The organism is Pseudomonas sp. ASL8 (assembly GCF_056680355.1).
In genome coordinates this window covers 4766452-4788833 of record NZ_CM155278.1, presented here as the reverse complement: position 1 = coordinate 4788833, position 22382 = coordinate 4766452, and the positions used below count along the sequence as shown (strand labels likewise).

Annotated in this window: 35 protein-coding genes; 17 read left to right on the top strand and 18 right to left on the bottom strand. The window is 56.1% G+C overall.

Translation table 11 applies throughout. The features are described from left to right. Window positions 1-10: 10 nt before the first annotated feature. Genes AC1MEA_RS22045 through AC1MEA_RS22035 form a run of 3 tightly spaced genes read right to left on the bottom strand, consistent with a single transcriptional unit; the run spans window position 11 to window position 1628 of the window. Window positions 11-727, bottom strand: coding sequence for a hypothetical protein (locus tag AC1MEA_RS22045; protein ID WP_480417404.1), 717 nt, complete (start codon window positions 725-727; stop codon window positions 11-13). Continuing rightward, window positions 724-1158 (bottom strand): hypothetical protein, encoded by a 435-nt coding sequence (locus AC1MEA_RS22040; protein ID WP_480417403.1) that lies wholly within the window; start codon window positions 1156-1158, stop codon window positions 724-726. The genes AC1MEA_RS22045 and AC1MEA_RS22040 overlap by 4 nt, the downstream gene beginning before the upstream one ends. Beyond that, window positions 1155-1628, bottom strand: coding sequence for a DUF4406 domain-containing protein (locus AC1MEA_RS22035; RefSeq protein ID WP_480417402.1), 474 nt, complete (start codon window positions 1626-1628; stop codon window positions 1155-1157). The genes AC1MEA_RS22040 and AC1MEA_RS22035 overlap by 4 nt, the downstream gene beginning before the upstream one ends. A gap of 134 nt (window positions 1629-1762) precedes the next feature. Between AC1MEA_RS22035 and AC1MEA_RS22030 the strand changes: the two genes are divergently transcribed. Beyond that, window positions 1763-2041, top strand: coding sequence for a hypothetical protein (locus AC1MEA_RS22030; RefSeq protein WP_480417401.1), 279 nt, complete (start codon window positions 1763-1765; stop codon window positions 2039-2041). Window positions 2042-2099: 58 nt separating this feature from the next. Here the strand turns inward: AC1MEA_RS22030 and AC1MEA_RS22025 are convergent, their stop codons facing one another. Next, window positions 2100-3905, bottom strand: coding sequence for a DNA cytosine methyltransferase (locus tag AC1MEA_RS22025; RefSeq protein WP_480417400.1), 1806 nt, complete (start codon window positions 3903-3905; stop codon window positions 2100-2102). A 49-nt stretch (window positions 3906-3954) separates the two neighbouring features. Between AC1MEA_RS22025 and AC1MEA_RS22020 the strand changes: the two genes are divergently transcribed. Continuing rightward, the gene (locus tag AC1MEA_RS22020) at window positions 3955-4827 is read left to right on the top strand and encodes a hypothetical protein (RefSeq protein ID WP_480417399.1); all 873 of its coding nucleotides are present in this window, start codon (window positions 3955-3957) and stop codon (window positions 4825-4827) included. Between the two features lie 43 nt (window positions 4828-4870). Here AC1MEA_RS22020 and AC1MEA_RS22015 read toward each other — a convergent pair whose 3' ends face one another. The 5 genes from AC1MEA_RS22015 to csrA form a co-directional block, all read right to left on the bottom strand. Then, window positions 4871-5233, bottom strand: coding sequence for a hypothetical protein (locus AC1MEA_RS22015; protein ID WP_480417398.1), 363 nt, complete (start codon window positions 5231-5233; stop codon window positions 4871-4873). Between the two features lie 84 nt (window positions 5234-5317). After that, on the bottom strand, window positions 5318-5632 hold the full coding sequence (locus AC1MEA_RS22010) for a hypothetical protein (protein WP_480417397.1): 315 nt from the start codon (window positions 5630-5632) through the stop codon (window positions 5318-5320). Continuing rightward, a complete protein-coding gene (locus AC1MEA_RS22005) occupies window positions 5629-5916 on the bottom strand; it encodes a hypothetical protein (RefSeq protein ID WP_480417396.1) in 288 nt (95 codons plus the stop codon). The genes AC1MEA_RS22010 and AC1MEA_RS22005 overlap by 4 nt, the downstream gene beginning before the upstream one ends. 1006 nt (window positions 5917-6922) lie before the next feature. After that, a complete protein-coding gene (locus tag AC1MEA_RS22000) occupies window positions 6923-7357 on the bottom strand; it encodes a tellurite resistance TerB family protein (protein WP_480417395.1) in 435 nt (144 codons plus the stop codon). A gap of 69 nt (window positions 7358-7426) precedes the next feature. Next, window positions 7427-7615, bottom strand: a complete 189-nt coding sequence (csrA, locus tag AC1MEA_RS21995; protein WP_480417394.1) for a carbon storage regulator CsrA — start codon at window positions 7613-7615, stop codon at window positions 7427-7429. 806 nt (window positions 7616-8421) lie between these two features. On the opposite strand from csrA, the gene AC1MEA_RS21990 reads away from it, so the two are divergent. Next, window positions 8422-8709: a type II toxin-antitoxin system Phd/YefM family antitoxin gene (locus AC1MEA_RS21990; protein WP_480417393.1), complete on the top strand. Its 288-nt coding sequence runs from the start codon at window positions 8422-8424 to the stop codon at window positions 8707-8709. After that, entirely contained in the window at window positions 8699-8986 is a 288-nt protein-coding gene (locus AC1MEA_RS21985) for a type II toxin-antitoxin system RelE family toxin (protein WP_480417392.1), read from the top strand. The genes AC1MEA_RS21990 and AC1MEA_RS21985 overlap by 11 nt, the downstream gene beginning before the upstream one ends. Window positions 8987-9048: 62 nt before the next feature. Here AC1MEA_RS21985 and AC1MEA_RS21980 read toward each other — a convergent pair whose 3' ends face one another. From AC1MEA_RS21980 to AC1MEA_RS21940, 9 genes are all read right to left on the bottom strand, one after another. After that, window positions 9049-9525 (bottom strand): hemerythrin domain-containing protein, encoded by a 477-nt coding sequence (locus AC1MEA_RS21980; RefSeq protein ID WP_447107967.1) that lies wholly within the window; start codon window positions 9523-9525, stop codon window positions 9049-9051. Between the two features lie 305 nt (window positions 9526-9830). Then, the gene (locus tag AC1MEA_RS21975; RefSeq protein WP_480417391.1) at window positions 9831-10172 is read right to left on the bottom strand and encodes a helix-turn-helix domain-containing protein; all 342 of its coding nucleotides are present in this window, start codon (window positions 10170-10172) and stop codon (window positions 9831-9833) included. 171 nt (window positions 10173-10343) lie between these two features. After that, complete coding sequence (locus tag AC1MEA_RS21970) at window positions 10344-10556, bottom strand: hypothetical protein (RefSeq protein WP_447107965.1); 213 nt, start codon at window positions 10554-10556, stop codon at window positions 10344-10346. Window positions 10557-10641: 85 nt separating this feature from the next. Continuing rightward, window positions 10642-11478, bottom strand: a complete 837-nt coding sequence (locus tag AC1MEA_RS21965; RefSeq protein ID WP_480417390.1) for a DUF3037 domain-containing protein — start codon at window positions 11476-11478, stop codon at window positions 10642-10644. Next, entirely contained in the window at window positions 11475-12221 is a 747-nt protein-coding gene (locus tag AC1MEA_RS21960; protein WP_480417389.1) for a HipA family kinase, read from the bottom strand. Before AC1MEA_RS21960 ends, AC1MEA_RS21965 begins: the two co-directional genes overlap by 4 nt. A 169-nt stretch (window positions 12222-12390) precedes the next feature. Next, window positions 12391-12594 (bottom strand): hypothetical protein, encoded by a 204-nt coding sequence (locus AC1MEA_RS21955; protein WP_447107961.1) that lies wholly within the window; start codon window positions 12592-12594, stop codon window positions 12391-12393. 89 nt (window positions 12595-12683) lie between these two features. Next, entirely contained in the window at window positions 12684-12911 is a 228-nt protein-coding gene (locus tag AC1MEA_RS21950; protein ID WP_480417388.1) for a hypothetical protein, read from the bottom strand. Between the two features lie 52 nt (window positions 12912-12963). Next, on the bottom strand, window positions 12964-13485 hold the full coding sequence (locus AC1MEA_RS21945) for a DUF4124 domain-containing protein (protein ID WP_480417387.1): 522 nt from the start codon (window positions 13483-13485) through the stop codon (window positions 12964-12966). A 96-nt stretch (window positions 13486-13581) separates the two neighbouring features. Continuing rightward, entirely contained in the window at window positions 13582-14397 is an 816-nt protein-coding gene (locus AC1MEA_RS21940) for a S24 family peptidase (RefSeq protein ID WP_480417386.1), read from the bottom strand. A gap of 38 nt (window positions 14398-14435) precedes the next feature. On the opposite strand from AC1MEA_RS21940, the gene AC1MEA_RS21935 reads away from it, so the two are divergent. The 13 genes from AC1MEA_RS21935 (at window position 14436) to AC1MEA_RS21875 (ending at window position 21917) form a co-directional block, all read left to right on the top strand. Further along, complete coding sequence (locus AC1MEA_RS21935) at window positions 14436-14675, top strand: helix-turn-helix domain-containing protein (RefSeq protein ID WP_480417385.1); 240 nt, start codon at window positions 14436-14438, stop codon at window positions 14673-14675. Between the two features lie 36 nt (window positions 14676-14711). Then, window positions 14712-14915 (top strand): hypothetical protein, encoded by a 204-nt coding sequence (locus AC1MEA_RS21930; protein ID WP_480417384.1) that lies wholly within the window; start codon window positions 14712-14714, stop codon window positions 14913-14915. A gap of 407 nt (window positions 14916-15322) precedes the next feature. After that, a complete protein-coding gene (locus tag AC1MEA_RS21925; protein ID WP_480417383.1) occupies window positions 15323-15748 on the top strand; it encodes a phage regulatory CII family protein in 426 nt (141 codons plus the stop codon). Window positions 15749-15817: 69 nt separating this feature from the next. Further along, complete coding sequence (locus AC1MEA_RS21920; RefSeq protein ID WP_480417382.1) at window positions 15818-16525, top strand: phage antirepressor KilAC domain-containing protein; 708 nt, start codon at window positions 15818-15820, stop codon at window positions 16523-16525. Continuing rightward, complete coding sequence (locus AC1MEA_RS21915; protein WP_480417381.1) at window positions 16525-17274, top strand: DnaT-like ssDNA-binding domain-containing protein; 750 nt, start codon at window positions 16525-16527, stop codon at window positions 17272-17274. Before AC1MEA_RS21920 ends, AC1MEA_RS21915 begins: the two co-directional genes overlap by 1 nt. After that, a complete protein-coding gene (locus AC1MEA_RS21910; RefSeq protein WP_480417380.1) occupies window positions 17274-17957 on the top strand; it encodes a replication protein P in 684 nt (227 codons plus the stop codon). The genes AC1MEA_RS21915 and AC1MEA_RS21910 overlap by 1 nt, the downstream gene beginning before the upstream one ends. Further along, on the top strand, window positions 17950-18153 hold the full coding sequence (locus tag AC1MEA_RS21905) for a hypothetical protein (protein ID WP_480417379.1): 204 nt from the start codon (window positions 17950-17952) through the stop codon (window positions 18151-18153). Before AC1MEA_RS21910 ends, AC1MEA_RS21905 begins: the two co-directional genes overlap by 8 nt. Continuing rightward, on the top strand, window positions 18150-18521 hold the full coding sequence (locus tag AC1MEA_RS21900) for a Ref family recombination enhancement nuclease (protein ID WP_480417378.1): 372 nt from the start codon (window positions 18150-18152) through the stop codon (window positions 18519-18521). The genes AC1MEA_RS21905 and AC1MEA_RS21900 overlap by 4 nt, the downstream gene beginning before the upstream one ends. Further along, window positions 18518-18949 carry a VRR-NUC domain-containing protein gene (locus tag AC1MEA_RS21895; RefSeq protein WP_447107949.1) on the top strand — a complete coding sequence of 144 codons (432 nt, stop codon included), beginning with the start codon at window positions 18518-18520 and terminating at the stop codon, window positions 18947-18949. Before AC1MEA_RS21900 ends, AC1MEA_RS21895 begins: the two co-directional genes overlap by 4 nt. Then, window positions 18946-20226 carry a tyrosine-type recombinase/integrase gene (locus AC1MEA_RS21890; protein ID WP_480417377.1) on the top strand — a complete coding sequence of 427 codons (1281 nt, stop codon included), beginning with the start codon at window positions 18946-18948 and terminating at the stop codon, window positions 20224-20226. The genes AC1MEA_RS21895 and AC1MEA_RS21890 overlap by 4 nt, the downstream gene beginning before the upstream one ends. 220 nt (window positions 20227-20446) lie before the next feature. Then, on the top strand, window positions 20447-20758 hold the full coding sequence (locus AC1MEA_RS21885; RefSeq protein ID WP_480918199.1) for a hypothetical protein: 312 nt from the start codon (window positions 20447-20449) through the stop codon (window positions 20756-20758). A gap of 32 nt (window positions 20759-20790) precedes the next feature. Further along, complete coding sequence (locus AC1MEA_RS21880) at window positions 20791-21372, top strand: hypothetical protein (protein ID WP_480417376.1); 582 nt, start codon at window positions 20791-20793, stop codon at window positions 21370-21372. A 218-nt stretch (window positions 21373-21590) separates the two neighbouring features. After that, window positions 21591-21917 carry a phage holin, lambda family gene (locus AC1MEA_RS21875; protein ID WP_480417375.1) on the top strand — a complete coding sequence of 109 codons (327 nt, stop codon included), beginning with the start codon at window positions 21591-21593 and terminating at the stop codon, window positions 21915-21917. Window positions 21918-22382: the final 465 nt, after the last annotated feature.

Genomic DNA, 22382 nt, shown 5'->3' with positions numbered 1-22382 from the left:
ATGGGGAGGGTTACTGCTTGGAGTGGGTTGCGTTCCAGTGCTCGAAAGCTTCCTGCGTGGTGGCCGCAACAATCTTCTCGTCGCACTGGTAGCAGTGTGCAATTCCGCCGGATGCACCGACATCGCGATGACCTTGCTTGCAGGGGTTCATGTGCCAGTCTTCAGCCTTGTCCGCCACTACCGGCGTGGGCTTCTTGCTTAACCGCTGCAACTCACGCAACCCAGCCCACTCCTGATCGAGCTGCGCCCGCTCTTGCAGGAAAGTCTTTAGCGCGGGCTGCTCGGCTGGGTGGCGGTAGAGAGGAACTAAGCCTGAAGCATCGTTCGCCCACATCCACTCACGAGCATAAAGGCCGCCAAGGCGCGCAAGGCTTTTGAAATTTTCAAGCGACTTCGGGTCTGCATACGCCACCGGCTTGCCCTGGCACTGAACATCCAGCTCACGACACAGCAAAGCCATGGCGCTACCGAAACGACCCTCGGCTATGTTGACGCCTTCCTGGCTACTGTCAGCGATGGTTGCGGCCCGGATGCGCTCAGCGATTGTGAGGAATGCCGCTGACTCGCCCTGGCGCTCGACGACAGGGGCGGCTACATCAGGAAACGGCCAGCTTTCGATATCTAACTCTACGCCGCAGTGAGGGCAGTCCCCATCTGCATCGGCCCGCTGCGCCATGGTCACGGGATCTTTGCAGCTCCAGCATGCCCGGCTATTTTTACTGCTCATTCGCTTGCTCCCGATTCGGCAGGGTTGAGTGCGGAAACCTCATCGCAAATGCTAAGCACCCAATCAACCCACTCCTTGCGCTGCATGTACTGAGGCTCATCGTCACCGGGAGCGAATATCTCGTGATGCTTACCGCGATTGATTGAACGAACGGCGCTGACCAGTTCCGCATTCCGCTGCTCGGCGGCGCTCAGGCGCTGCTGGAGTTCATCTGCGCGGCGCCAAGCATTGAAGTCTGGCACCGGCTTACCGGCCATGCGGTGCTCGATCATCGCCCATACAAGGCGGTATTCAGGCCAGTCATGCTCGACCACTACGCAATCAACCATCGCTTTCGCTTGGCAGTCGCGCAGATATTCCGCCTCGTCTTTTGCCAGGCGATTGAGTTTCAAAACGATGTAGCGGTCTTCGCGCTTGAATTCGTTGCTCATCCTGCAATCTCCATCGATACCAGATCACGGGCATTCACAATCTTCATGCTGAGGCGCCCTGCAATCAGCACTTCGAGGCGGGCTCCCTGCGATTCCTCCCAGCCTGGCAGTAGGGCGATCACGCCGCACAGGCCGAGACGCGTCAGGTCGTACGCCATGTAGTCGGCCCACTGCGCGCCCTCGACGGTGCCGTGATCTGCTGGGTTCTCGACTTCGTAGCCCTGGGAGCGCAGTTGGTCGGCGACAGCGTTGAAGGCCGGATAGTTGAAGCCCTCAATCCCGGTCATGGGCCCGGCCACGTACACCCGGTTGGTACGGGCAGTCGCAAGGGTAACGCCAGGGGTGACGAATGCCCGAATGCGATCCACCGCACGGTCAATCGGGCCTTGGATGAAAGGTGGCGGTGGCTTGTTCGCCGGCGGTACCAACTGGGTAACCGTTGCAATCATGCCGATTAGGGACTCGGTCACTATGGTGCGGAGATCCGATTTTCGGTTTTCTATGGGCATGGGGCGTCCTATGCCGGGTCATGCCCGGACTGGCGTGATTTTAGGTTGTGGTCTATTGATGTAATTCAGATTGGATCCAGATTAGGGAGATCGATATGCATTCAGATGCAGGAAGGCCTTATCCGGTTGATTACATCCACCCAACTGGAGAGCAAACAAGGATTGACTTCATCTGGGGGGAGCCACAAAAAGTGGCGCCTATCGGAATTATTATTTGGGTGAAGGATGGAGAGAGTTACGCAAAGCTCGGCGAAACGACCGGCGAGTGGCAGACCTTCAGAGATGCAAAGCTGCACGGCATTGACCTGGCATCCAAACTGATTAGTCTCTATGCCGGTCTTTCTGATGTTCTTGGTTGGGCAGATGTCAGGTAGTTGCGTGATTCGTTGCAACGGTATTGCTCCGGCGCTCAGCTTAATAGGTAAGCGCGGGTTATGCGGCGAGTTGCCGATATAGCTCGATCAGCTCCGCTGCATTGGCGGATACGAGGGCAGCCGCTTTGTCCGGACAGACACTATTACCGATCAGTCGTACTTGGTCCGTTTTGTTGATTGCGCGCCATTCCTCGGCGCCGGTTATAGGATCAACGAATAAACCTCGGTCGATGATGTAGCTTTCTGGGAAGCCCTGGGCTCTCTTCAGCTCTGGCGGCTGCAACATGCGCAGCGTGATGTCGGTCAGCACATAACCGCCAACCATCACCATTTCTGCCGGGTCTTTGAAATGCTCTGGTAAAAACTCGTGCATGAAGGCGGCGCAGCGTCGGGCGCCTTCCATCTGCTCAGGTGTCAGCATGTCCGGTACCTGCACCACTTCGATCAGTGCTACTCGATCCTTGGTCGGAAGCGTGTGCATCGGTTCGGTCAGCGATATGCCGTCCTTCTCGTTGCCGTAGTACTTCACCAGGTAGGCGCTGACCAGACGTTGGTTGGCGCCAGATCCGCAGATGGTCGAGATCGGCACATCAGCAGCGCGGCCATCACCTTTATAAAAGCCGCCATTGGCTTGCTCGAAGAAGGCGGTCGATACGGCATGGTGCCCGGTACTGGTTGCTACCACTGCAAGCGGGCTCGTTACGTCAGAGCCGATCGAGCCTTTGCGAAGAGTGACTAGCGAAGCGGCAACAACCGCGAAGTGCCCACCCTTAACCTGTGCTACCTGTGTGCGCAGCGGCTCCTGTACGTCAAAGTTACGTTGTGATGATCCGTTGGCACATTCGGTGAGGAAGGGCGCCAACGCTGGCGTTACCAAGGCGTGATGCGTACCGCCTGCGCTGATCGTTGATAAGGCCTCATCAACACCGTGCGTACTGGTGTGTGATTCCGACGTTCCGCGCATTGGGACAATGAATGGCTTCGCGCTGGTCAGTACGTGGCGCCACAGCCCTTTGGCAACCCGTCGCATCGTGTTGGACGCCATCGGCTTATCTCGGAAGATCGTACGACCAAGATTGCTCCAGTCGATACATTCAGCCGCGCCGCGCCATGGGAGTTGCTTGCCGACTGGTTTCTTATAACGAACTGGCTCAGGCCAGACGATCGGCTGACCGTCACTGCGCGCTACCAGGTACAGACGCTTGCGGATGGTCGGTGCGCCGGCGCTGGCTGCGATGCGTTCACGCCATTCGACGTTATAGCCAAGCCCGCGAACCAAGGCCGCGAGCGGTACGAAGTCGCCGATTGAATCCTGAATCTCTTGCATGTCCGGGTGGTCAGCGGCTAGACCCGTGCTTAGCGCTGCGATGAATGAGCGGAAGGTTCGACCCTTCTCCGACTTGATCGGATATCCGTCCTCATCGATGGGCCCCCAGTCGCAGAACTCTTCGACGTTTTCCAGGAAGAGCAGTCGTGGGCGAGTAGCGAACGCCCATCGAATTACAACCCAAGCCAGCCCTCGCACCTTACGATCACGTGGCGCGCCACCCTTTGCCTTGCTGTGATGGCGGCAATCAGGCGAGGCCCAAAGAATACCGACCGGCTGCCCGCCAGTTGCCAGCACCGGGTCAACCTCGAACACGTCAGCGACGTAATGCTCCGTGCCCGGGTGATTAGCACGGTGTACGGCCAGGGCAATCTGATTGTGGTTTACGGCAACGTCCGGCTCCCGGTACGCCCGGGCAATACCGGTGCTGGCGCCGCCACCACCCGCAAACAAGTCGACTACCAGTTCTTTCTGGAAGGGCAGGCCCATGCTTGGCTGGCCATGGATGAACTGGGGTTTCTTCTGTTGTGCGGACATAGGGGATCCTCGCAGGTATATTCGGAGCGATTCGAATTGGAGATATAAGATGGATCGAAATGAGCTGCTTAAAGAGGTGGAAACCTTCAGGTTCGCACTTCACGAACTGGTGAAGAGCGGTTTCTTTTTCCTGATATCGATTAGCAATAGGTTTCCGGCAGGATGCTGTGATGACTCATCTGCATTGTTGGCAACATACCTAACGGAAAGGGGATTTCCTGGTGCTCTTAGAATCTCTGGCGCAAGTGGCGGTCGCAAAGGAGAGCTTGGCTCTCACGTTTGGCTAAGACTTGATCAGATCCAGATAGATATCACTGGCAGCCAATTTGAGGAGTACAACCAGCCCGAGATACTGATTGCCGAGCAGGACAGTTTTCTCGATACATTTAAGCTAGTAGATGATCCAGAGGTGGCGGATTTTCGCGAGAAATTTGCTGACGATCCGATGTTCAGGGGTTATTTCTCTCAGGCATACAAAGCACTTGCAGCTCACTTGCCGCCATCTAGCGCTCTTCAGCTATATGGGGTATTACGGGTGACCGGCATGGAGCCGGATCAAGGAGATACAATGAAACTCAATGACGAATTCAAGCCAAAATGCCCAGGCTGCAAATCTGATGTGGCAAATTTCGGTGCGACTCAGGTGATTGTCGATCGCGCAGATAAACCCATCACTCTTCTTTCCTGCGTTGGTTGCGGCCATGTTATCGGAGCGTTCCCAGAAAATTCGCATCAGGAACCTGCCTTAGAAGCCCAGACTGTAGCGGCCAAATCACCTTGCTGCGGCTCTGAGAAGTTCGTCGCATACCTCGACCGCTACAGTTCCGGCTTAAAAGACCAGCCTGCACTGATCCTTTGCGGTGAGTGCGAGAACACGGTAACCGCGACCCTGGCAGCGACTTCTGTTTGGAATGGTATTTAAGCTAGCACCGCCCTCCGTTACTGGATGCAACGATCCGGATGGGTTATGAAGGTCTTTCGATTTCGTCTTCAGGCTCAGGCGGGTCGTCGGCGAGGGACTTCAGTCCGGCCGTTCGAATGATCTGCGACACCTTATCGGTAATAACAAAAGGTGTCGTGACACAACGGAGCATCTGGGCTTGGGTTTCGAAGTCGGCGGCGATCAGGTTCATCAGCAGTAGTTGGTGAACCTCTTGTTGGCTGTTGATGCCGTGAGCTTTCATGACCTTCCTCACGTCAGGCTTGAAAACACCCGCCACCTCAACCGTGAACTTCTCGATGCCCAGCGCGGCGTTCTTGGCCGCTTCCTTGTCGCGCTTCTTGCGCTGCTTCTTGGCTTCCGCCGTGAGCTCCTGTTCCTCGGCCATGTCCTGCCTCTTCAATTTCGTGGGCCGGTAGATCCAGCCATGTCTGTCGGCGGCGCTGGCGCACCTTGGTGTTGATCCGGCGCATCAGGTCTTCTTGCTGAAGGTGAAGCCGTTTTCCCTGGCAATGAGGGCCACGGTTTTTACGTGGATGCCTACTGCCTTCGCTGCTTCCGCAACGGTCAGTCCGGCATCGGCATGCTTTCTCAGTTCAGGCGCCTTAGCATCACGCTGGGCCCGAAGCTTTTCGGAGTGGGTGGTGGTACCGAAGAACGGGGCGTCAGCACTGACACCGCGAGGGATGTCCTGGATCTTCTTGCCGGTAGCAAGGAAGTAGTCGATCTGGGCGCTGAGGTCCGCGATGGTCTTGTGCCGAGGGTCAGACATTGGTACGCCGATCATTGCTGTGCACCTTTTGACAACACAACAACGACACCGTCGGCTTTTGCCTCAAGCTGCTGAGCGAAGTTGACCGCGTCCTTCCAGCTAAACCGGAATCCCTTCACCTTGCCGGTCGACAGCTCGATGATGTGGTATGCCTTCGGGCCCTTGGTCGTGACCTGGTAGCGAACGGCTTGTGCTGGTGCGTCCCTGCCAATCAAGGCGTAGAAAGCTGCTGTGGCGATACTGGAGCGGACGTGAAGGGCTTTAACGCCGTCCACTCTCTGCTGAATTGATGGGTGCATGGCTGATCCTCTTGTTGGTTCACGTCTATTCGAATGCTGGCTCGACCTGAGGGCGCATTCGAATAAATGCGGGTAATAAAAAGCCCAGTCGAAACTGGGCTCTGTTTGGCTCACTAACGCCTCCGTATGTGAACCTGCGCCGTCCGCTGCATGAGGCAGCCGCACGGGTGATTGGCGGTTACATGGCTGCAAATCCTCTTAGGGTTGTTCGGAATTGATGAAGGTGGGCGGTTATAGGCCGCAGTTTCGTCCGCATCGGAGATCGCTCGAATCCGCTCTGAGTGTTGCCCGTCTTTACAAGGCGCTATTTATCGCGCCAGCTCAGGGCAAGGTGGCCACCCTGCTATCACGGCAGAGGGCCGAGTGATCTCCTATGCGGCCTGGTGCTGGGGAGTACCAGGTGCTCGGGCAGTTAACGTCAGGCTGACGTGGCGCTGGTTGATCAGTCGCTGCTGCTTGAGCTGGAAGAGCTGCTATCGCTCGACGAACAACTCGAACTGTCACTGCTGCTGTAACTGTCGCCGCTGCTGTACCCGCTACAGTGCGACCGGTTCGGTGTGTCGTCGCTTGAGCTGTAAATCATGGTGCTCACCGGATTTAGCGGGTTGCTGAACGTGTCGTCGACGTTTCTCCGATCTGCTGCTGGCATGGCTCGAGGTGAATCGCCACGCCGTATTGGCGGAGGCGGCACGGGTGATGCAGTTCGAACTGTTGGCCGTGGGGTTGGCTTGACTGGTGTAGTCGCCTGCCTTGTTTCCGGTTTCGCTTGAATCGCTTCTGGTGGCTTGCGGCTGAATAGCCTGGCCAAGAACTTGATCATGCTGTCGCCCTCGTTACGTTTTCTCTTTGGTCTTTCCGGTCATCAGCACTATCAGCAGAAGCGATACCAAGATCAGGTCTCCTACCATTGAGAAGATGCGACTTGCCGAGTCGACGAATACCACGCCACCGGCAAGCCCGAAGGCCGCCCAGCGCCGAACCTTATTGCTGAGCGCGCCCAGCACGGTTACAGATGGTCTTTGAGGTTGAGCCCGAGCAACTTGGCGCTACGCTCAAGCGCTACCATTTCTGCCGGCTCGATCTCGCCGTCAGCTTCTGCCACGGTGAGCATGATGTTGAGCACGGTCAGCGCTTCGGCTGGGCTGTGAGCCAGGTCGCCAAGTTCTTTCTCCGCGTTTTGGCGCAGGATGCGTGCACCTGACTTGAAGTCAGTCTTGGCGCGGTCGATGGTGTTCGACAGCTCTGCGCCGAAGCCTTGTAGCGATGGGTTGTTGCTGAGAATGGTCTCGACCTTGCTCAGTTCGCTTTCCTCGAGGTCGCCATCAGCTGCGGCGACGTAGATCGCTCCATAAACCACAGCCTCCATCAGGTCGCGGTTTGCCAGCTTGGCCACTGCGGCGCGAGCCTGACTGGTTTTCTTGCCGAACAATTTGCCTAACATGGTGTTACCTCTGGTTGGTGGTCATCCCAAAACGCCCGATCGCTCCGGCGTTTTAGTGATGCTTTCCAATCAGGCCGCTTTATCAGCCTTTGGTTTTTCTGCCTGGATGCGCTGGTAGATCTCTTCGCGATGCACAGCGACATCCGCCGGTGCCGAAATACCAACTCGCACTTGCTGCCCTTGCACGCTTATCACTGTGATGCTGATGTCGTCATTGATGCGGATGGTTTCGCCTGGCTTGCGGGTGAGTATCAACATGGTCTTGCTCCTTGGTTATCTTCCCGCTACCGACGATCCGTCGGTACTGGTGAAGACGGCTCGCTTGAATCAGCGAGCTGTCCGTGTTGTGCCCAGGCTTGCTACTGGCAACAGCCTGGGTTTGTTGCGTCATCATCCGGGGTATCTCAGGTCGGCCTACCTTTCGGCCGATGCGCGGTCACATCGGCGGCACGCTTTCCGCTGCCTGTCAGGTATTGGGCGCAGCCTTCAGGCTTACTGCGTCACACAGGTGAATCGCTAACTACTTCATGGCTTGGTTCCTCCGATTGGTTGGTCACCTGTCCACGCCTTGCCAGTGAAAACCCTCATCTTGGATCTGGTAGGTGGCGACCTTGGTGCGCCTCTTTATCGTGCCCTGCGCGGCCAACCCTGCGTTCCTGGCTGACTGGCGCTCATCACGACATTGAGTCGGCGGGTTCTCCCGCGATATCCAGTTCCAGCGCTGGCATGGGGATCGAAATTTGTGTTTCGCGTTGTTCGCTAGTTTCAGCGATGCCTTAGGGCTGCCCGTTGCCGGGGATCGATCCGCGAAGATTTCAGATTGAGTAAAGAGCGGCAGCCTTGTGAGGGCCTGTCGCTGCCAGTCCCTGATTAGGTACTCGTTGGCGACGGAGCAAATATGTACTATAGGTTCACAATGGTCAAGTACCAAAAGTACATAATTAAACTGGGGGCGTAAAAAAAGCCCGCTCAGTGGCAGGCTCATTGACCAGGTAAGGCGAGTAGGGTGCTTGCCCGTATGAAAAATAAAGACCAAAATAAAGACCTCTAAAGGAGTCTTCTCTATGCAAAGCGTCTTGGCTGATGTGGTCGTCAGCGTATCCGAGCTCAAAAAGAACCCGTCTGCCGTGCTGAATGGTGCGGGGGGGGCGACAGTAGCTGTACTGAACCACAACCGCGTCATGGGTTATATGGTCCCGGCTGATGTCTACGAGGCGATGATTGAGCGCCTGGATGACCTTGAGCTGGCACAAGTGGTTAAGGCGCGGATTGACGCCAACGAGACGCCTGTTCGAGTGTCTCTCGATGATCTCATTGGCGAGGCTGAGGCCGATATTGCTAATGAGCGCTGAGTACGGCGTTGAGTGGGATCCGAAGGCACTGAAGGAACTCCGAAAGCTCGACGGCGCCGTACGCCTTCAGTTTCTGCGAAAGCTTCAGGAGCGGCAGAGTCATCCGCGAGTGCCCGGCGATGCGCTCCACGGCCTCAAGGACTGCTACAAGATTAAACTGCGCGGGGCGGGTTATCGTCTGGTGTATCGCGTTGAGGATGAGCGGATTGTCATCCTGGTGCTGGCTATCGGTAAGCGTGAGCGCAGCTCAGTGTATGAGCAGGCAGGGAAGCGGTAGGCAGATACGAAAAGCCCGGCGCTGGGCCGGGCTTTAATAACAATTTTGTCAGCTGGCGGTACTCATCCCGCGATGCTTCCAGCACCGAGCCCTTTTTTGTACTCCGCCTTCATTACTTCCATTTGCTCACCCAATGTATCCAGCATCTCCTTGCCGAGCAGCTTTTTAGCCTGAGGAAACATCTCGGTCTCCTCCTCCTCAATGTGATGCTCAAGCAACTCCTTAACGACCTTCGTGCGACCCGCAAACTCAGGCGTCGATGGGTCTGTTGCTTTGAGGTCAGGGAGCACCAGGGAGTCGACAGTGCGGTGTTCTTCCTTGGCCTCGTAATACATTTCTTCCTGCTCTTTACCACCAGCTTCTTTGAAGGCGGGGTAGAGGATCTCTTCTTCCAGCTTGGTATGGATGGTGATTTCCATTTCGAGCTTGGCTATCAGGTCGGTACGTTTTTTTTGGGCCCGATCAGTCGACTCGCTCAATTGGGTGAGGATGTCCTTCACTCGTACGTGGTCAGCTTTTAAAAGGTCGATGGCATTCATTTTTGGTTGCCTCATCTATCACGGAATGACGTGGGCCGGTCGGTGCCAGCACCGCTTTGTTTTCCTGGGTAGAGGAGCATTGCTCGTGCCAATCGCAGCAATAAGCGATCAGCTTAACTTTCAATGCCTTAGGCGCGGTGATGGCAGTAGGGGCTCATGCATGCTGCACGAGGGATGTTTCGCGGCATTGCAAATAGCGGGCATAGGAAGGGGCGGACAACAAAAGGCCCGCGCGTGGCAGGCCTTAACTCAAGTCTTGGTCAGTTTTCTGACATCAACCTCTACTTCCGGCTTCCGGCTGATAATCAGCGCTGGTGCTTACCTGGCTCTTTGAATCGCCTCTGGCCCGATACCAAACTCTCTAATGCGTCGGACAACATGGAAACGCTCGATCTGAAATCATCGATGCTGGACAAGGTGGTCGGCTCTGACGGGTTAATCGGCGGGGTGTAGCGCCCCGTGATCACATACAAAATATCGATGCCTGCTGAGGATATCCTTGCCAAGTAGTCCGCTCTCGGACATCGCTCACCACTCTCATACTTACCTTGCGCGTTGGATTGGACTCCGCCGACATCCGCAAGCATCCGCTGGGTCAGGTTAAGCCGAATCCGCTCACTTTTCAGGCGTGCGCCTATCTCAGTCATGGCTGTCTTCCATATGCACTGCTTTGAAGGGTGTTCTCCAGCTTAGCAGCGCCTTGCAATGGTGTTAAGCGCAAGTAAAGGTCGGGCGGTAGGCATAGGGAATACGGCGCCAGTCCGGATAGCTGCGCGACGTACAGGCGGGCAAGACGAGACGATAGTTAACGAAAGCGCCTATCGCTCCGGCCCCATAAGCTCAGCGATCCCGAGCGTCATAAACTCCAGGTTGTCCTCGATGGTGCTCAGCGCCCCACGTACGTTCCCGCCGACATCTGTCGATCCGCGCTGCTCAACCCACAGCGCAAGCTCCATAATGGCAGCCTCCAGGGCGATCTGATTCTCGTTGAGCTTGAAAAGCAGGGAAGGGAGAAGATCTTTGTCTGCCATGGATTGAGCCTCCGCTGAAAGAGGAAAGCGTAGCAGGCAGGGGAGGGAGGGAATGAAAAAGCCCGGCGCTGGGCCGGGCTCTGTTTTAGTGGAGGCTTTCTGGAACGCCTTGCTTTATTTCTTCCAGCTTTTGCGCATTCGGCATAAGTGCACTGATAACCCTGACGCCATCAAGTCCTGCAAGAGCATTTGTCACCTCTTCATAAGCCTTGAGCAGCTTGAGCTTTCCTGGCGTGGGCGGCTCGGCAATGAATAATGTATCCCTTGCGAGCTTGTTAGCTGTGTTGAGCCGCTTAACCTTAGAAAGCCACGCATCTCCGTGCTCCAAAATCTTGGATGGCTCGGCCTGTCCGAAATAAATCGGTTTGATTGCCTGCTCAGCAACTTGGTTTGCCAGTATTACGAATGGGAACCTGACATCGTATTCTTGGTTACCAAGGCGCTGCTCTTTGTAGTGCTGCCTTAAGCTCGACGAGGCCAGAAGCGTCCCAAGCTGTCGCTCTAGGACCTTTTCTTGGTATTCCTTGCCAGCGAAACTGTGGTTCACGTAATGATCAAACAGCTCATCGACAGCCAAGCCGATGTTCTCGGTAGTCATTGTCCCAGGCTGGCTAAAGCGCATCATGGTTTCACGAGGGTGAATAAGGTTCTTAAAAGCGCTAACCAAGAGTTTGGTCTCGTTTTTGCGCGAAGCAAAGAAACCCACCAGGCGGCTGAACTCTTCTTCGACCTCACTCCGAGCCCGAAGGTACACCTTGTGGTCCAGGGTTTCGAAAAATCTGGTCACGCGCTGTCGCTTGGTTGCGATCCTGAATCGGAACTCACCATTATTTGCGAGCAATACGATCCCAATGTTCACGAACTCGCCCGTTTCCGGGTAAGGCAGGAACCTGAGAACCGAGTAGTTACAGATAAAATTCATAATTGCCCCCAGAACTGCTCATCCTTGAACCTTTCCAGTATTTGAAGCCTTTGCTGAAGGGTTGGCTCGTATCTGTCGTCGGGATCATGGTTACGACAAAGCCACTCCTCCGGTACAAGGGATGTAATCCTACCCCAGTCGGCAATGGCTGCGTCGAGAAGTGGCAAATAATCCAGACGAGCGAGAAGGTTTCCGTCAAATGATCCCAATTGATCGCGGAAGACGTGATACTGACGGAATTCACTGCTGTCCAATGCCAAGTCAAAAGCCACGTTGTGGTCAATCACGGCAAGCTCGCCTTTAGGGTTGAGAATCAGGTTGACGTTCCCTCCCAGCTCTCCAAGCCCGCGGTCACCATTCAATATCCACCAATCAAATAGCAGAACCTTCCGCTTTAGCTCTGCCGAAAGATGGTCAAGTCCCGCCCACATGAGGTCGGATGCATTCTCAACCTGAAGGGATGCGAATGCTGGTCCACCGCTCAAGTCTCTCACGCCATCGATCACGCTGAAGTCGATTAAGGCTGGAGGGATATCCATCACTCGCCATGGGGGAATGGGTAGGCCCAAGTGCATCCCAAGCTCTGCAGCTAAAGCTTCTGAAACCAACCCATTCCCAAGGGCTCTTGAGAGCCCCTTGACGAAGTACGTTTGATCATCGTCGCCTCGGACCAAAAATGGCTGCACTGAGACGCCCTGATGGCTCTGCCTTATGATTTCCTTTGCGGTAATACGTTCGAGCATTTGCTTTCCTAGCTGCTACTTCAGGCTGCTAACTATCAGTATTTGATGACCGCTAAATGCAGCAACCCCTACAAATCCTCGGCGCGCCACCTACCCATCCTTTCCCCGCACAATCCTCTCAGCTCGCACCTCATCTCATAACCCGCCAGCCGCCAGCTAATTTGTACCCTCAATGGAGAATCCTTCGACTCTCTCCAATCCTGATTCGATCAAGCGCCCGGTTTAATGCGTCCAAGGCGTCGAGGAGAGCTTTCGCCTCAGCCTCTCGACCATCTCCCCAAAGGCGTTCCGCCATTTTGTTCAGGGCCTGGATAGAGCGCTCAATTTCAGCAGCAGTCACTGCAACTTTACTTTCCGGTTGTTTCTTCGGCATTCAGTAACCCTTCTGCAGGGCATTACTTTGTCTTTCAATTTTTAGCGCGAATACGTCGCCCGCCAAAATGCTTGGGCTAGGATCGCGAGCTATTCAGCCTTCACCCGTACAATCCGCCCATCCTTCACTTCATCCGCAAGCGCCGCCAGGCGATCCGCTTCCTCATACAGCTTCGAGATCAGCTTCAGAGCAGCAACAACGTCGGCATCCCCGCAGCTCTTGGTGATTTCGAGTACTTCGGATGCTGCCTGCTCCAGACTCAGCGCTGCGTCTTTGAGTTCGCGCTTCAACTCTTGGGTTGGCCTGTTGAGTCCCATTTCGATCTCCTGCAAATCCCCACCCCGCCAGATAACGCTGAGCGGCAGTCAATTAAGGTCTGTATCCCGACTGATAGCTCGATTGAGTGCAGCCGTTGCGGTCATAGGTAACACTCACTACCTGCTTATATCGGTCGCTCCAGTACGACGACCCGCCAGCGCCTTGGGCTCCCTTGTCAGTGGCATTTCCGTAAATTTTTTGGATTTCACTTCTGGTCATGCCCGGCACAATCTCTCCTCTGACTTTTGCGGTACGGAGATCTCGCGCATTAAGTCCGGTTGAGCATGGGGAGGATGGTGATGCCTGCGTCGCCGCATGTTGAGTGGCGCCCGCTACCGCCTGCCTGGTGTGCGCTGCGCCATTTCTAGTTGGCGCCATTAGCGTGGACTCTCCCGACCGGCTGATAGTTGGGTTTTCTACAGACATGACGTCATTTAGATCGTGATTTTCTGGGCAGTTGGCATTTGCTGTGAAATGAATATTTCCCTGAGCGTCGACGCACTTGAACACGGTAGCCGCGTGAGCTCCGCCACTAATTACAGTCAGGGCGAGGGCTAGATTTGAAAGCCGCATGTTTACGAATCCTTTCATTGGGCTGCGAGCTGAGCAGAAGCTTCTGCGCTCCACTCCAGTAGCGTTACCTGAAAAATCCTTGTCGAACTAGATCGGCTAGAGATCCCCGCCGCGCCAGATCACCCGACCCAGGATGCGGTGCTCGTAGATTTCTCCGTCGGGCAATGCTAAGTCACCGTGACTGATCTTATCGGCGTTGTCGCTGCGGATAATCCACCCGCCAAACTCTGACTTGATCAGGCGCTTCACAAGCGTTCCACGCTCTTGACCTTGAAGGGCGAATATCTGCCCGTCTACCGGCTCGATTCGCGACTCATCAACAAGCAGCACGTCGTGATCGTTGATCGTTGGCCACATACTCTGTCCGGTGGCATAGATAACTTTCAGATTCTTCGGATTGACGCCCTTAAACCTCAGCCAGTCGCGCTTAAAGGCCAGGGTACCGCGAAGCTCTACATGAGTATTCTCGTGGCCGCTACCAGCTGAAGCCAAAGCGTCGTACTGAGGGATGAATGCGTACTTCTCATAGGTGACTGGAGTTTCCCCGTCGTCGCCGGCAGGGAAGGGCAATGCCTCAGGCATAGATACGGGGGCAGTCAAGCGAGTCTGCAGCGCTTCCGACTCTAGGATCTCCCCGCGCCCATACTCAAGCCATTCCACTCGAACCTTTAAGGCGGCGGCAAGCGCCAGCATATTTGCCCCGCCCGGCATCGACTCGCCGTTTAGCCACTTGCTACTAGCTTTGGGGGTGACGCCAGCCATTTTCGCTAGGCGAGCGCCTGCACCCCATTCCTGGATTTCGTTCTGTGCAAGTGCCTGCTTGAGCCTCGCGACAAAAGCATTTCGTATTTCTTCGATGTGAACCATGAGTTCATTAACGCACGGACTTGCATGTACTTTCAGTTCCGACATAATATGTACTGTAAGTTCATATTTAACCCGGAGGCCTTATGCGGCCGCTCAAGAAATCGATTGATGATGCAGGCGGCGTTCCCGTAGTGGCTATGGCCTGCGGGAAGTCGCCGAGAGCTGTTTATAAATGGCTGACTGCCGACTGCCTTCCTCGTACTGAATACACCGGCGAGACACGTTATGCCGAGCGCATAGCTGCTCTTGCTACAGCCAAAGGAAAGCCATTTGAGCCAGCTTGGCTTTTGGCCGAGGCACATCCGAAGAAATCCGCCGCCTAGGCCCAACCCCATCACGCCGGATACGGAAGAAACCCTATGGCCTACGACGAGCCCCCACATCGAAACGAGCACCAGGTGAAGACACGCCTGAATGACGAGGTGTTCGAGAAGCTGAAGGTCGCCGCTCGTAGCGTCAGCCTGCAGCACAGCGTGCTGAGCAGGGAAATCATCGAAGCGGCGCTGGCGTATTGGGAAGAGCACGGCGAGTTGCCGTTTGAACTTGAAAAAAAGCGGGCCTGAAGAGGTCGTTGAGGGGGAAGTATGCCCAGCGCAGTTGAGAACGAAGTGGATCTCAGAAGGGGCAGCAGGGAACGGTTGGATCGGATGGCTAAGGCCATGGGCATGACTGGTGACGAATTGTCCTCCGCGCTGGTGGATGCGGCATTGCCGGGCATAGTCCGGGCAGTTCTAGCGATGACGACACCGGCAAGCAACGTAATTCCGTTCGCTCCGAAGCGGTGATTGGAGTCCCTGATTAGGGACCACTGGGACGGTAAGGAGTCTTGGTAGCTGATTCCTTTGTTAGTCCTGGTCCCTATTAAGGGACTTGAAGGTAAGTCGGTCATGGATTCGCCCTTGATCAGTTGATGAGCAAATGATCGCGGAACTAGTGGCACCAAGCCACGTAACAGAATTCGAGGTGTTACATGCAATCGCTGATGCAAGCAATTTACGACGTAGTCGATGAGGTCGGGACGAAGAAGATTGCAGAAGGCGCAAGTTTCAAGTCGCGCACGCTTCTTTCCCAGAAGGCCAACCCCGACTACGAAAGCCATAACATGAATGTTGAGGAATTGCATCGGATCATGAAATTCACCCAAGACTTCCGCCCGCTAATCGCATGGGCGGACAGCTTTGGTTTTGATCTTGTGGCCCGCAAAAGGCCAGAGCCAAAACAACTACTCGTCTCGCTTGGCCTGGTATCTGCCGAGTACGGCGATACGGCTCGCTTCGTTATCGATGCCCTTGCCGACAATTTTGTTAGCCGGAGCGAGAAAGGACAGGGCGACAAAGCCATTCAAGAAACCATCGACGCACTGCTTGTGCTGCGCGAATCGCTGAAGGCTGCCTGAATTTCAGACACAAAAAAGCCGACGGCTAGGTCGGCTTCTTCAACAACGGTGTATCAACGTGGGGCCATTATGAACACGATCACCACTTCAAGCAACACAGTCACTATGAGCAGCCGGGAAATCGCCGAGCTGTGTGACAAGGAACACAAGAACGTCAAGCGCGATATCCAGAAGACGCTTTTAGAGTTGAATTTAGATGCGCTCAGTTTTGAGCGCATCTATCTGGATGACTCCAACCGCCGCCAGACTGAGTTCTTCCTTGACCGGATTCTCACCGAAACCCTATTGACCGGTTACAGCATCCCGCTTCGCCACCGTGTCATTACACGTTTGAATGAACTCGAAAACGTGTCACGTCACGATGTTGTAACGGACCTTCCAGATTTCTCCAGTCCAGCAGCTGCAGCTCGCGCTTGGGCCGAGCAGTACGAGCAACGTCAGCTAACCAGTCAGGCGCTTGCACTGGCTGCGCCTAAAGCTGCATTCGTTGATCGCTATGTTGAATCAACTGGCCTGCTTGGCTTCCGCCAAGTTGCAAAAATCCTCAAGGCCAATGAGCGTTCCTTTCGGCAAATGCTGATCGACAGCAGCGTGATGTATTACCTGAATGGTGAGCTGACTCCTAAACAAGCCCATATCGATGCAGGCCGGTTTGAGGTGAAGACCGGCACCTCTGAGCGCACCAGTCATGCCTTCGCGCAAGCGCGATTCACATCCAAAGGTGTCGAGTGGATCGCTGGCAAGTGGGCCTCCTACAGCATGCGGAGGGTCGCGTAATGGCTGGCGATTGGATCAAGTTCGAACTGACAACGCTGGACAAACCAGAGGTCTGCCAGATTGCTGACCTTGCTGATATCGATCCCGATGCAGTAGTTGGAAAACTGATGCGTGTGTGGGGATGGTTCGACCAGCAGACCCAAGATGGTAACGCTCCGAGCGTTAGTAAAAAGTTACTCGACCGTTTGGTTGGCGTTATCGGTTTCTGTGAACACATGAAGTCAGTGGCATGGATGGCCGAGGCTGACGGAGTTATTTCCCTTCCTCATTTCGACCGTCATAACGGGAAGACCGCCAAAAATAGGCTTCTTACTGCGAAGCGCGTCGCAAACCACAAGGCAGGTAACGCTAAAAGTAACGCTTCGAACGTTAGCGGTGCGTTACCTAAAGAAGATGTAGAGAAGAATAAAAACCCTCTCTACGCGCAGGAGTCCGTCGATCCTCGCATGCCCTGCGAAATGACCTTGGACTGGGCGCCTGATGCCATGACCCTGAAGACCTACGCATTTCACCAGGGGCTGTCACTGGACTTGTTCACTGAGGCCGTTCGCACGGCGTTCACCGGCCACTATGAACCAAAGGGCCAGGTGAATACTCACGGAGAGTGGGTGAGCATGCTGGTCAAGTGGGTGAAGAACGACACGGTGCGGGCTGCTGCGTCGAATGTTACCCCGATCCGGCAAAAAGCTGCGGGCTCTGTCGACTTTGACGATGACGACACGTCTTGGCAGAACGGGGTGCAATCGTGATGAAGCAGGTATCAGCGATTGCGGGAAGCTTGTGGGCAAACGCGGCCGCCGGGGAGTTTATCCCCGCCGATGAGCGCGCAGCACCAGTTGATGAAGGCCGCCGCCAAATGGCTTTCGCCATCAACGAACTCTTCAAGGAGCTGCGGCTCATTCGATCGGCATGGCGACAGGCTTGGCCGGAAAAGGAAATATACCAGGCGGCAAAGGTTCAGTGGATGCAGGCGTTCCTTGATGAGGGGATCCGGACTCAAGGGCAGATCGAATTCGGCATGGTGAAAGCCAGAAAGCATGTTTCGGACTTCATTCCGAGCCCCGGGCAATTCATCGAGTGGTGTCGGCCCACCCCCGAAATGCTTGGCCTGCCGCCCCTGGCCGCTGCGCATCGCGAGGCTTGCCGGAATGCCCATCCAAGCATGGCAGGTCAGGCCAGCTGGTCGCATGACGCAATATGGCACACCGCCAAGGAGTGCGGCTTTGAAAGCCTAAACAAGCTCGACACCACACTGAGCCTGAAGCTGTTCAACCGTAACTACACCATCACCATCCGCCGTCTTCTCGAAGGTCTTCCGCTTCAGGCGATGCCGAAGGCGCTGACAGCACGAGCCGAAGCAAAGAGTACTCCGGAGGTCGGCAAGGACGCGCTGGCACAGATGCGCGCCAAGCTTGGAGGTGCCCGTGGCTGATCGTCGACTGGCACCAACTGACCCTGCCGAATACCGCTTCGCCGTGCACTGCTGCGGCTACAAGTGGGATCTCACCGACAAGCCTGACCGCGCCGTGGGTCTTTTTGAGCATCGATCCGTCGCCGTTCAATTTGGCCGCGCGCTGTGGCCAAGCACCTTTGAAGTAATCGATATCGTCACCGGAGAGAAGGTATGAAAGGCCGTTCCGTCACTGCCCAGCAGAAGCGCTGGCACAGCATGCTGGTACAGACCATCGGATGCGTCGCGTGCCGCGTCGGCCAGGATATCTACAACGACCAGTGCAGCATTCACCACGTCGACGGCCGCACCAAGCCGCACGCGCACTGGTACGTGCTGCCGCTGTGCGCCGGACACCACCAGCATGGCTACGGCGCCGAGGGCTTCCCCGGTTACGCTGTGCACGGGCAAAAGGTGCAGTTTGAAGAGGCATACGGAAAGCAACCGGAACTGCTGAACTTCTGCGCCAAGTTCATCTCCGAGGCTGGCCAAGATGTGCCGGCGGGCTTCCTCGCTTGGCTAGATGGTTCGGAGGTGGAAGCGTGAAGCCCCTGGTCATCAAGCCGTTCAAGGTCAAGGTCGCACGGGCCAAGCCTATCGACTGGGAGGGCATGGAGCAGAAAACGCTTCTGCTCGAACTGGCGTTGCGGCACCCGATGGCCTCCAAGCTGATTTTCCATGTGCCCAATGGCGGACACCGGCACAAGCTGGTGGCTATTGAATTGAAAAAGCAGGGCGTCAAAGCGGGGATCCCCGATCTGGTTTTACCAATGGCACGGGGCGGATATTTTGGCCTGCTGATCGAATTCAAAGCCACACCGCCGCACGATTCTCCGGTCTCCCCCCAGCAAGACGCCTGCCTTCATACGTTCAACGAGCAGGGTTATCTCGCCGTAGTATGCCGTGGGCACCGCGAGGCGCTCGATGTGATTGGTGCGTATCTGAAACAGCCCCGTACCGTGGTGGCCGCATGAGCACCGCCGCCGTAAAGATCACCGATGCCGAGATTAAGCGACAGGTCTCCGGTGATGTCCGGGATTTGCGCGATATTGAGAATCGCGGGCTGTACCTGCGTTTCACTCGGGACCGCGCCCGGGCTTCGTGGTACCTGGTGCGTAAGGGGAAATGGAACCTCGTCGGCAGCTTCCCTGATCTGAGTGCCAAGCAGGTCATTGCGGCATTGCCGGGCATCCGCCTGCGCCTCGCTGATGGTGCTGGTTCGAACTTGTCGAAGTGGGTGACAACCGGCGAGCTGCTGGATTGGTACGCCGACCGGATGTCCCGCGACCGCAGCCTTTCCGCCAAGCGCAAGAAGACCGGCGCTTCCTTGATCAAGTGTCACCTCAAGCCGCGCTTGGGTGACGTGCCGCTGACCACTATCGACAAATCCACCCTGGACGATCAGTTCATGTGGCCAGCGCAGGAAACGATCGGCATCGACTACGTGCGTTCTGCGTTCCAGCTGCTGGCCCTGGCATTCCGGCAAGCCTTCAAGCTGCGCCTGATCTCGGCCAACCCGATGAAGGACATCAGGTTCAGCGACTTCTCCAAGGCCAAGGTGGGCGTGAAGCCTTCCCGGCTGCGCGTTACCCAGCTTCAAGACCTGATTATCCTGCTGCGTGACGCCATGGCCAGCACGCCAGCTGATGCCATGCTCGCCTTGATGATGCTTTGCCATGGCACACGCATTGGCGAGACCCGGCAGGCCCAGTGGTCGCACATCAGCCTGGCTGAGCGGGAGTGGTTCATTCCAGCGTCGAACACCAAGACCGGCGTCGAACACCATTTGCCTCTGACTGATCAGGTGCGGCAGTTGCTAATCAGCTACCGCGATATCCAGTGGGCGAACGGCTACGACGGGCAGTTCCTTTTCCCCTCCCGCAACGGCAAGGCCCTCAGTGAAGGCCAAGCCTGTGCGGTGTTCAGTCGGTTGGGGCAGGGCGAGTGGACCAGTCATGACCTGCGCAAGGTAGCGCGCACCGGCTGGGCAGACATCGGCATCGACCACTTGATTGGCGAGCTGCTGATCAACCATGCCATGGGCCACAACGTGAAGGTGTACATCCAGTCGGACGTGATGGCCCGCAAGCGTGAGGCTTTGGATCGTTGGTGTGCATACCTAGACGCAAAGGGGTTCAAGCGCATCCATACATTGACCGGCTTTAGATTGGGAGATTCTGGTAATGGGCTGGAAGCCACGGCTTATAAGGGCTGCGACCCTACCCAAGAAACAACCATAGGCGAGGTTTAAAAATGGCATTTCATCACGCTCTTGCCTGCAAATCCTGCCGGGCGATCAGCCGCATTGATCGTCACTGCGCCGATTTCTACAACTCGTTCGAGAACCTGAAACTGTGCGGGCATTGCGGTTTAAGGGAGGGCTGGAGGGATACGGTAGTTGTCTGGGTTCCTGCTTGGCGATGGTTCAACCCTGCAAGCTGGGGCCGCGGCGAATGGATCGAGTGATGACTATGAAGAAGAGCCACGGACCAGCCTTTCGCAAAGCATTGAAGCCACTTCGGGAATGCCTCGACTGTCGCGGTACCGGCCTGGTCAGCGGCGTGTTTCACCAGATGGACTGCGCTACGTGTCATGCCTCGGGCTGGGTTTGCGAGGCGACCGGCCAGGCACTGCCGCTGGAAGAATTGGTGCTTCAACTGAATATGAAGCTGCGTGCCATGGCCCGCGATCTGGCCCAAGACGGTCAAGCGTCAGGCGCTCAGCAGCAATACGAACAGAACAACCGCCGCGGTGCCGGCAGATCGAATTACACCGGCGACTAACCGGTTCGACTTTTGATTGGGGAGAGCAGTACATGAAGTTGATAGGAGCCCGTCAGGCCTGGCATGACTGCAATTACAACCCGGCACCCGGGCAAGCCTCTGATGCCGCCGAGCTAGGGGTGGTCGTGCAGGCCACTCAGCGTGGCCCGACGGCGAATCACGCGATGCACAGCGTGCTTGCTGGGTACGTCCAGTCAGCAATTGCCAGGCTTCACTATCAGTTGCGTGCCTTCGGTAACGCCATGTACGCAGCCGAGCCAACTGATGATGATCGGGAGGAGGCGGAAGAGGCGGTATTCAATTTGGCCTGCTCACGGGTCGAGCGCATGACTGCCAGTAAGCGGCATCGAGCCGGCTATGTCGCAAAAGCAGTGTTTCGCCGGTATCGCTACATGCACCAGGGCGGCCAATCGTCCAATCCAGACCCTCTGGCCAACGCCGAGGTGTTCCGTAAATGGATGATTGCTGAGTACGAAGTGAAGCTTCCATCTGCGGCCTGGGGGAGGGACTGGGAGCCCTTCGTTCAGCTTTGTTTCGATGCGTGTTATGACATTGACGCCAAGGCATTAAGCCCAATTGGGGGGGTGATTTATAAGATGAATGAGGCAGCTTGACTTCCCGCACGGCTGGAGGCATCATTTTGCCATATTGAGTATTTTGCCTACGGCAACTTGCTCCACCAACCCTGCTTTCGAGCGGGGTTTTTTGCGTCCAGAATTCCCCAAAAGACCTCCAAGCCTCTGATCTAGATCAAGCGCAAATCGGAGGCGCCTTTTCGTTTGGGTGGCAGTCACCCTTTTTTATTCACGCTCCCCGCAAGGGAGGACGCCGGATGCGAACCATGCCTGAAAAGAACCCAGATGCATGGGCCGCGCTCTGGGTAGCCCTGAGCAATCCACTATGGCAGGGCGCAATCATGGCGGTCCTAATCTCCTTCCTGCGCGTCCTGTATGACGCTAAAGAGACCAGTAAGCGCCGGATCTTCTTCGAAGCGCTGATCTGCGGCGGCCTGAGCCTGTCCGCAAGCAGCATCATTGAGTGGATGGCCTGGCCATCGAATCTGTCAGTTGCTGCCGGTGGAGCCATTGGTTTCCTCGGCGTTACCGCGATTCGTGAAATGGTTACCCGGTTCCTGGGTCGGAAGGTCGACTCGCTGTAGCTCGCGACACGTTTTGCGAGATAACGAATTGTGTCGCGACACTGGAGATAACCCATGACCATCAGCGCTCAACACCTGCTCATCGGCCTAATAGCCCTTTGTGTATGGGCAAGCCAGCAGCCAGCGCTCGCTAGCTGCCTGCCGTGACCAAGAAAAACTGGTCAATCACCACTCCAGGCTACAAGCCATTCCCGATGATCTTGATGGACGCAGCGCTCGATCATGCTGGGGCGCTGGAGTTTGCGCGGTCGATCTGGCCGGAATGCGAGGTGTCCTGAATGAGGGTCGTCTAATTCGGCCGACTACTCAGGAGTAGACGTTGCTTTAGCCGCCTCCCGTCCAAGCTCATCGGCGGCGCGCTCAAGGTTATCCGTATCGTCCACCAGCCTATCCGTGCTGGGGATCGTCGGACGGACCCTGCCTTGAGACGTCTGCACCACCTTCCATCGTGAGGGTATGCCGTCT

Coding starts and splice junctions, on each gene's coding strand:
- AC1MEA_RS21880 (WP_480417376.1), top strand. CDS start 20,791: ATGAAGTTGATAGGAGCCCGTCAGGCCTGGCATGACTGCAATTACAAC.
- AC1MEA_RS22010 (WP_480417397.1), bottom strand. CDS start 5,632: ATGATCGGCGTACCAATGTCTGACCCTCGGCACAAGACCATCGCGGAC.
- AC1MEA_RS22020 (WP_480417399.1), top strand. CDS start 3,955: ATGGATCGAAATGAGCTGCTTAAAGAGGTGGAAACCTTCAGGTTCGCA.
- AC1MEA_RS21890 (WP_480417377.1), top strand. CDS start 18,946: ATGAGCACCGCCGCCGTAAAGATCACCGATGCCGAGATTAAGCGACAG.
- AC1MEA_RS21915 (WP_480417381.1), top strand. CDS start 16,525: ATGGCTGGCGATTGGATCAAGTTCGAACTGACAACGCTGGACAAACCA.
- AC1MEA_RS21900 (WP_480417378.1), top strand. CDS start 18,150: ATGAAAGGCCGTTCCGTCACTGCCCAGCAGAAGCGCTGGCACAGCATG.
- AC1MEA_RS21935 (WP_480417385.1), top strand. CDS start 14,436: ATGCGGCCGCTCAAGAAATCGATTGATGATGCAGGCGGCGTTCCCGTA.
- AC1MEA_RS22030 (WP_480417401.1), top strand. CDS start 1,763: ATGCATTCAGATGCAGGAAGGCCTTATCCGGTTGATTACATCCACCCA.
- AC1MEA_RS21920 (WP_480417382.1), top strand. CDS start 15,818: ATGAACACGATCACCACTTCAAGCAACACAGTCACTATGAGCAGCCGG.
- AC1MEA_RS21950 (WP_480417388.1), bottom strand. CDS start 12,911: ATGGGACTCAACAGGCCAACCCAAGAGTTGAAGCGCGAACTCAAAGAC.
- AC1MEA_RS21980 (WP_447107967.1), bottom strand. CDS start 9,525: ATGAATGCCATCGACCTTTTAAAAGCTGACCACGTACGAGTGAAGGAC.
- AC1MEA_RS21960 (WP_480417389.1), bottom strand. CDS start 12,221: ATGCTCGAACGTATTACCGCAAAGGAAATCATAAGGCAGAGCCATCAG.
- AC1MEA_RS22025 (WP_480417400.1), bottom strand. CDS start 3,905: ATGTCCGCACAACAGAAGAAACCCCAGTTCATCCATGGCCAGCCAAGC.
- AC1MEA_RS22040 (WP_480417403.1), bottom strand. CDS start 1,158: ATGAGCAACGAATTCAAGCGCGAAGACCGCTACATCGTTTTGAAACTC.
- AC1MEA_RS21875 (WP_480417375.1), top strand. CDS start 21,591: ATGCGAACCATGCCTGAAAAGAACCCAGATGCATGGGCCGCGCTCTGG.
- AC1MEA_RS22015 (WP_480417398.1), bottom strand. CDS start 5,233: ATGGCCGAGGAACAGGAGCTCACGGCGGAAGCCAAGAAGCAGCGCAAG.
- AC1MEA_RS21910 (WP_480417380.1), top strand. CDS start 17,274: ATGAAGCAGGTATCAGCGATTGCGGGAAGCTTGTGGGCAAACGCGGCC.
- AC1MEA_RS21965 (WP_480417390.1), bottom strand. CDS start 11,478: ATGAATTTTATCTGTAACTACTCGGTTCTCAGGTTCCTGCCTTACCCG.
- AC1MEA_RS22005 (WP_480417396.1), bottom strand. CDS start 5,916: ATGCACCCATCAATTCAGCAGAGAGTGGACGGCGTTAAAGCCCTTCAC.
- AC1MEA_RS21945 (WP_480417387.1), bottom strand. CDS start 13,485: ATGCGGCTTTCAAATCTAGCCCTCGCCCTGACTGTAATTAGTGGCGGA.
- csrA (WP_480417394.1), bottom strand. CDS start 7,615: ATGTTGATACTCACCCGCAAGCCAGGCGAAACCATCCGCATCAATGAC.
- AC1MEA_RS21970 (WP_447107965.1), bottom strand. CDS start 10,556: ATGGCAGACAAAGATCTTCTCCCTTCCCTGCTTTTCAAGCTCAACGAG.
- AC1MEA_RS21985 (WP_480417392.1), top strand. CDS start 8,699: ATGAGCGCTGAGTACGGCGTTGAGTGGGATCCGAAGGCACTGAAGGAA.
- AC1MEA_RS21975 (WP_480417391.1), bottom strand. CDS start 10,172: ATGACTGAGATAGGCGCACGCCTGAAAAGTGAGCGGATTCGGCTTAAC.
- AC1MEA_RS21990 (WP_480417393.1), top strand. CDS start 8,422: ATGCAAAGCGTCTTGGCTGATGTGGTCGTCAGCGTATCCGAGCTCAAA.
- AC1MEA_RS21930 (WP_480417384.1), top strand. CDS start 14,712: ATGGCCTACGACGAGCCCCCACATCGAAACGAGCACCAGGTGAAGACA.
- AC1MEA_RS22000 (WP_480417395.1), bottom strand. CDS start 7,357: ATGTTAGGCAAATTGTTCGGCAAGAAAACCAGTCAGGCTCGCGCCGCA.
- AC1MEA_RS21955 (WP_447107961.1), bottom strand. CDS start 12,594: ATGCCGAAGAAACAACCGGAAAGTAAAGTTGCAGTGACTGCTGCTGAA.
- AC1MEA_RS21885 (WP_480918199.1), top strand. CDS start 20,447: ATGAAGAAGAGCCACGGACCAGCCTTTCGCAAAGCATTGAAGCCACTT.
- AC1MEA_RS22045 (WP_480417404.1), bottom strand. CDS start 727: ATGAGCAGTAAAAATAGCCGGGCATGCTGGAGCTGCAAAGATCCCGTG.
- AC1MEA_RS21940 (WP_480417386.1), bottom strand. CDS start 14,397: ATGTCGGAACTGAAAGTACATGCAAGTCCGTGCGTTAATGAACTCATG.
- AC1MEA_RS21925 (WP_480417383.1), top strand. CDS start 15,323: ATGCAATCGCTGATGCAAGCAATTTACGACGTAGTCGATGAGGTCGGG.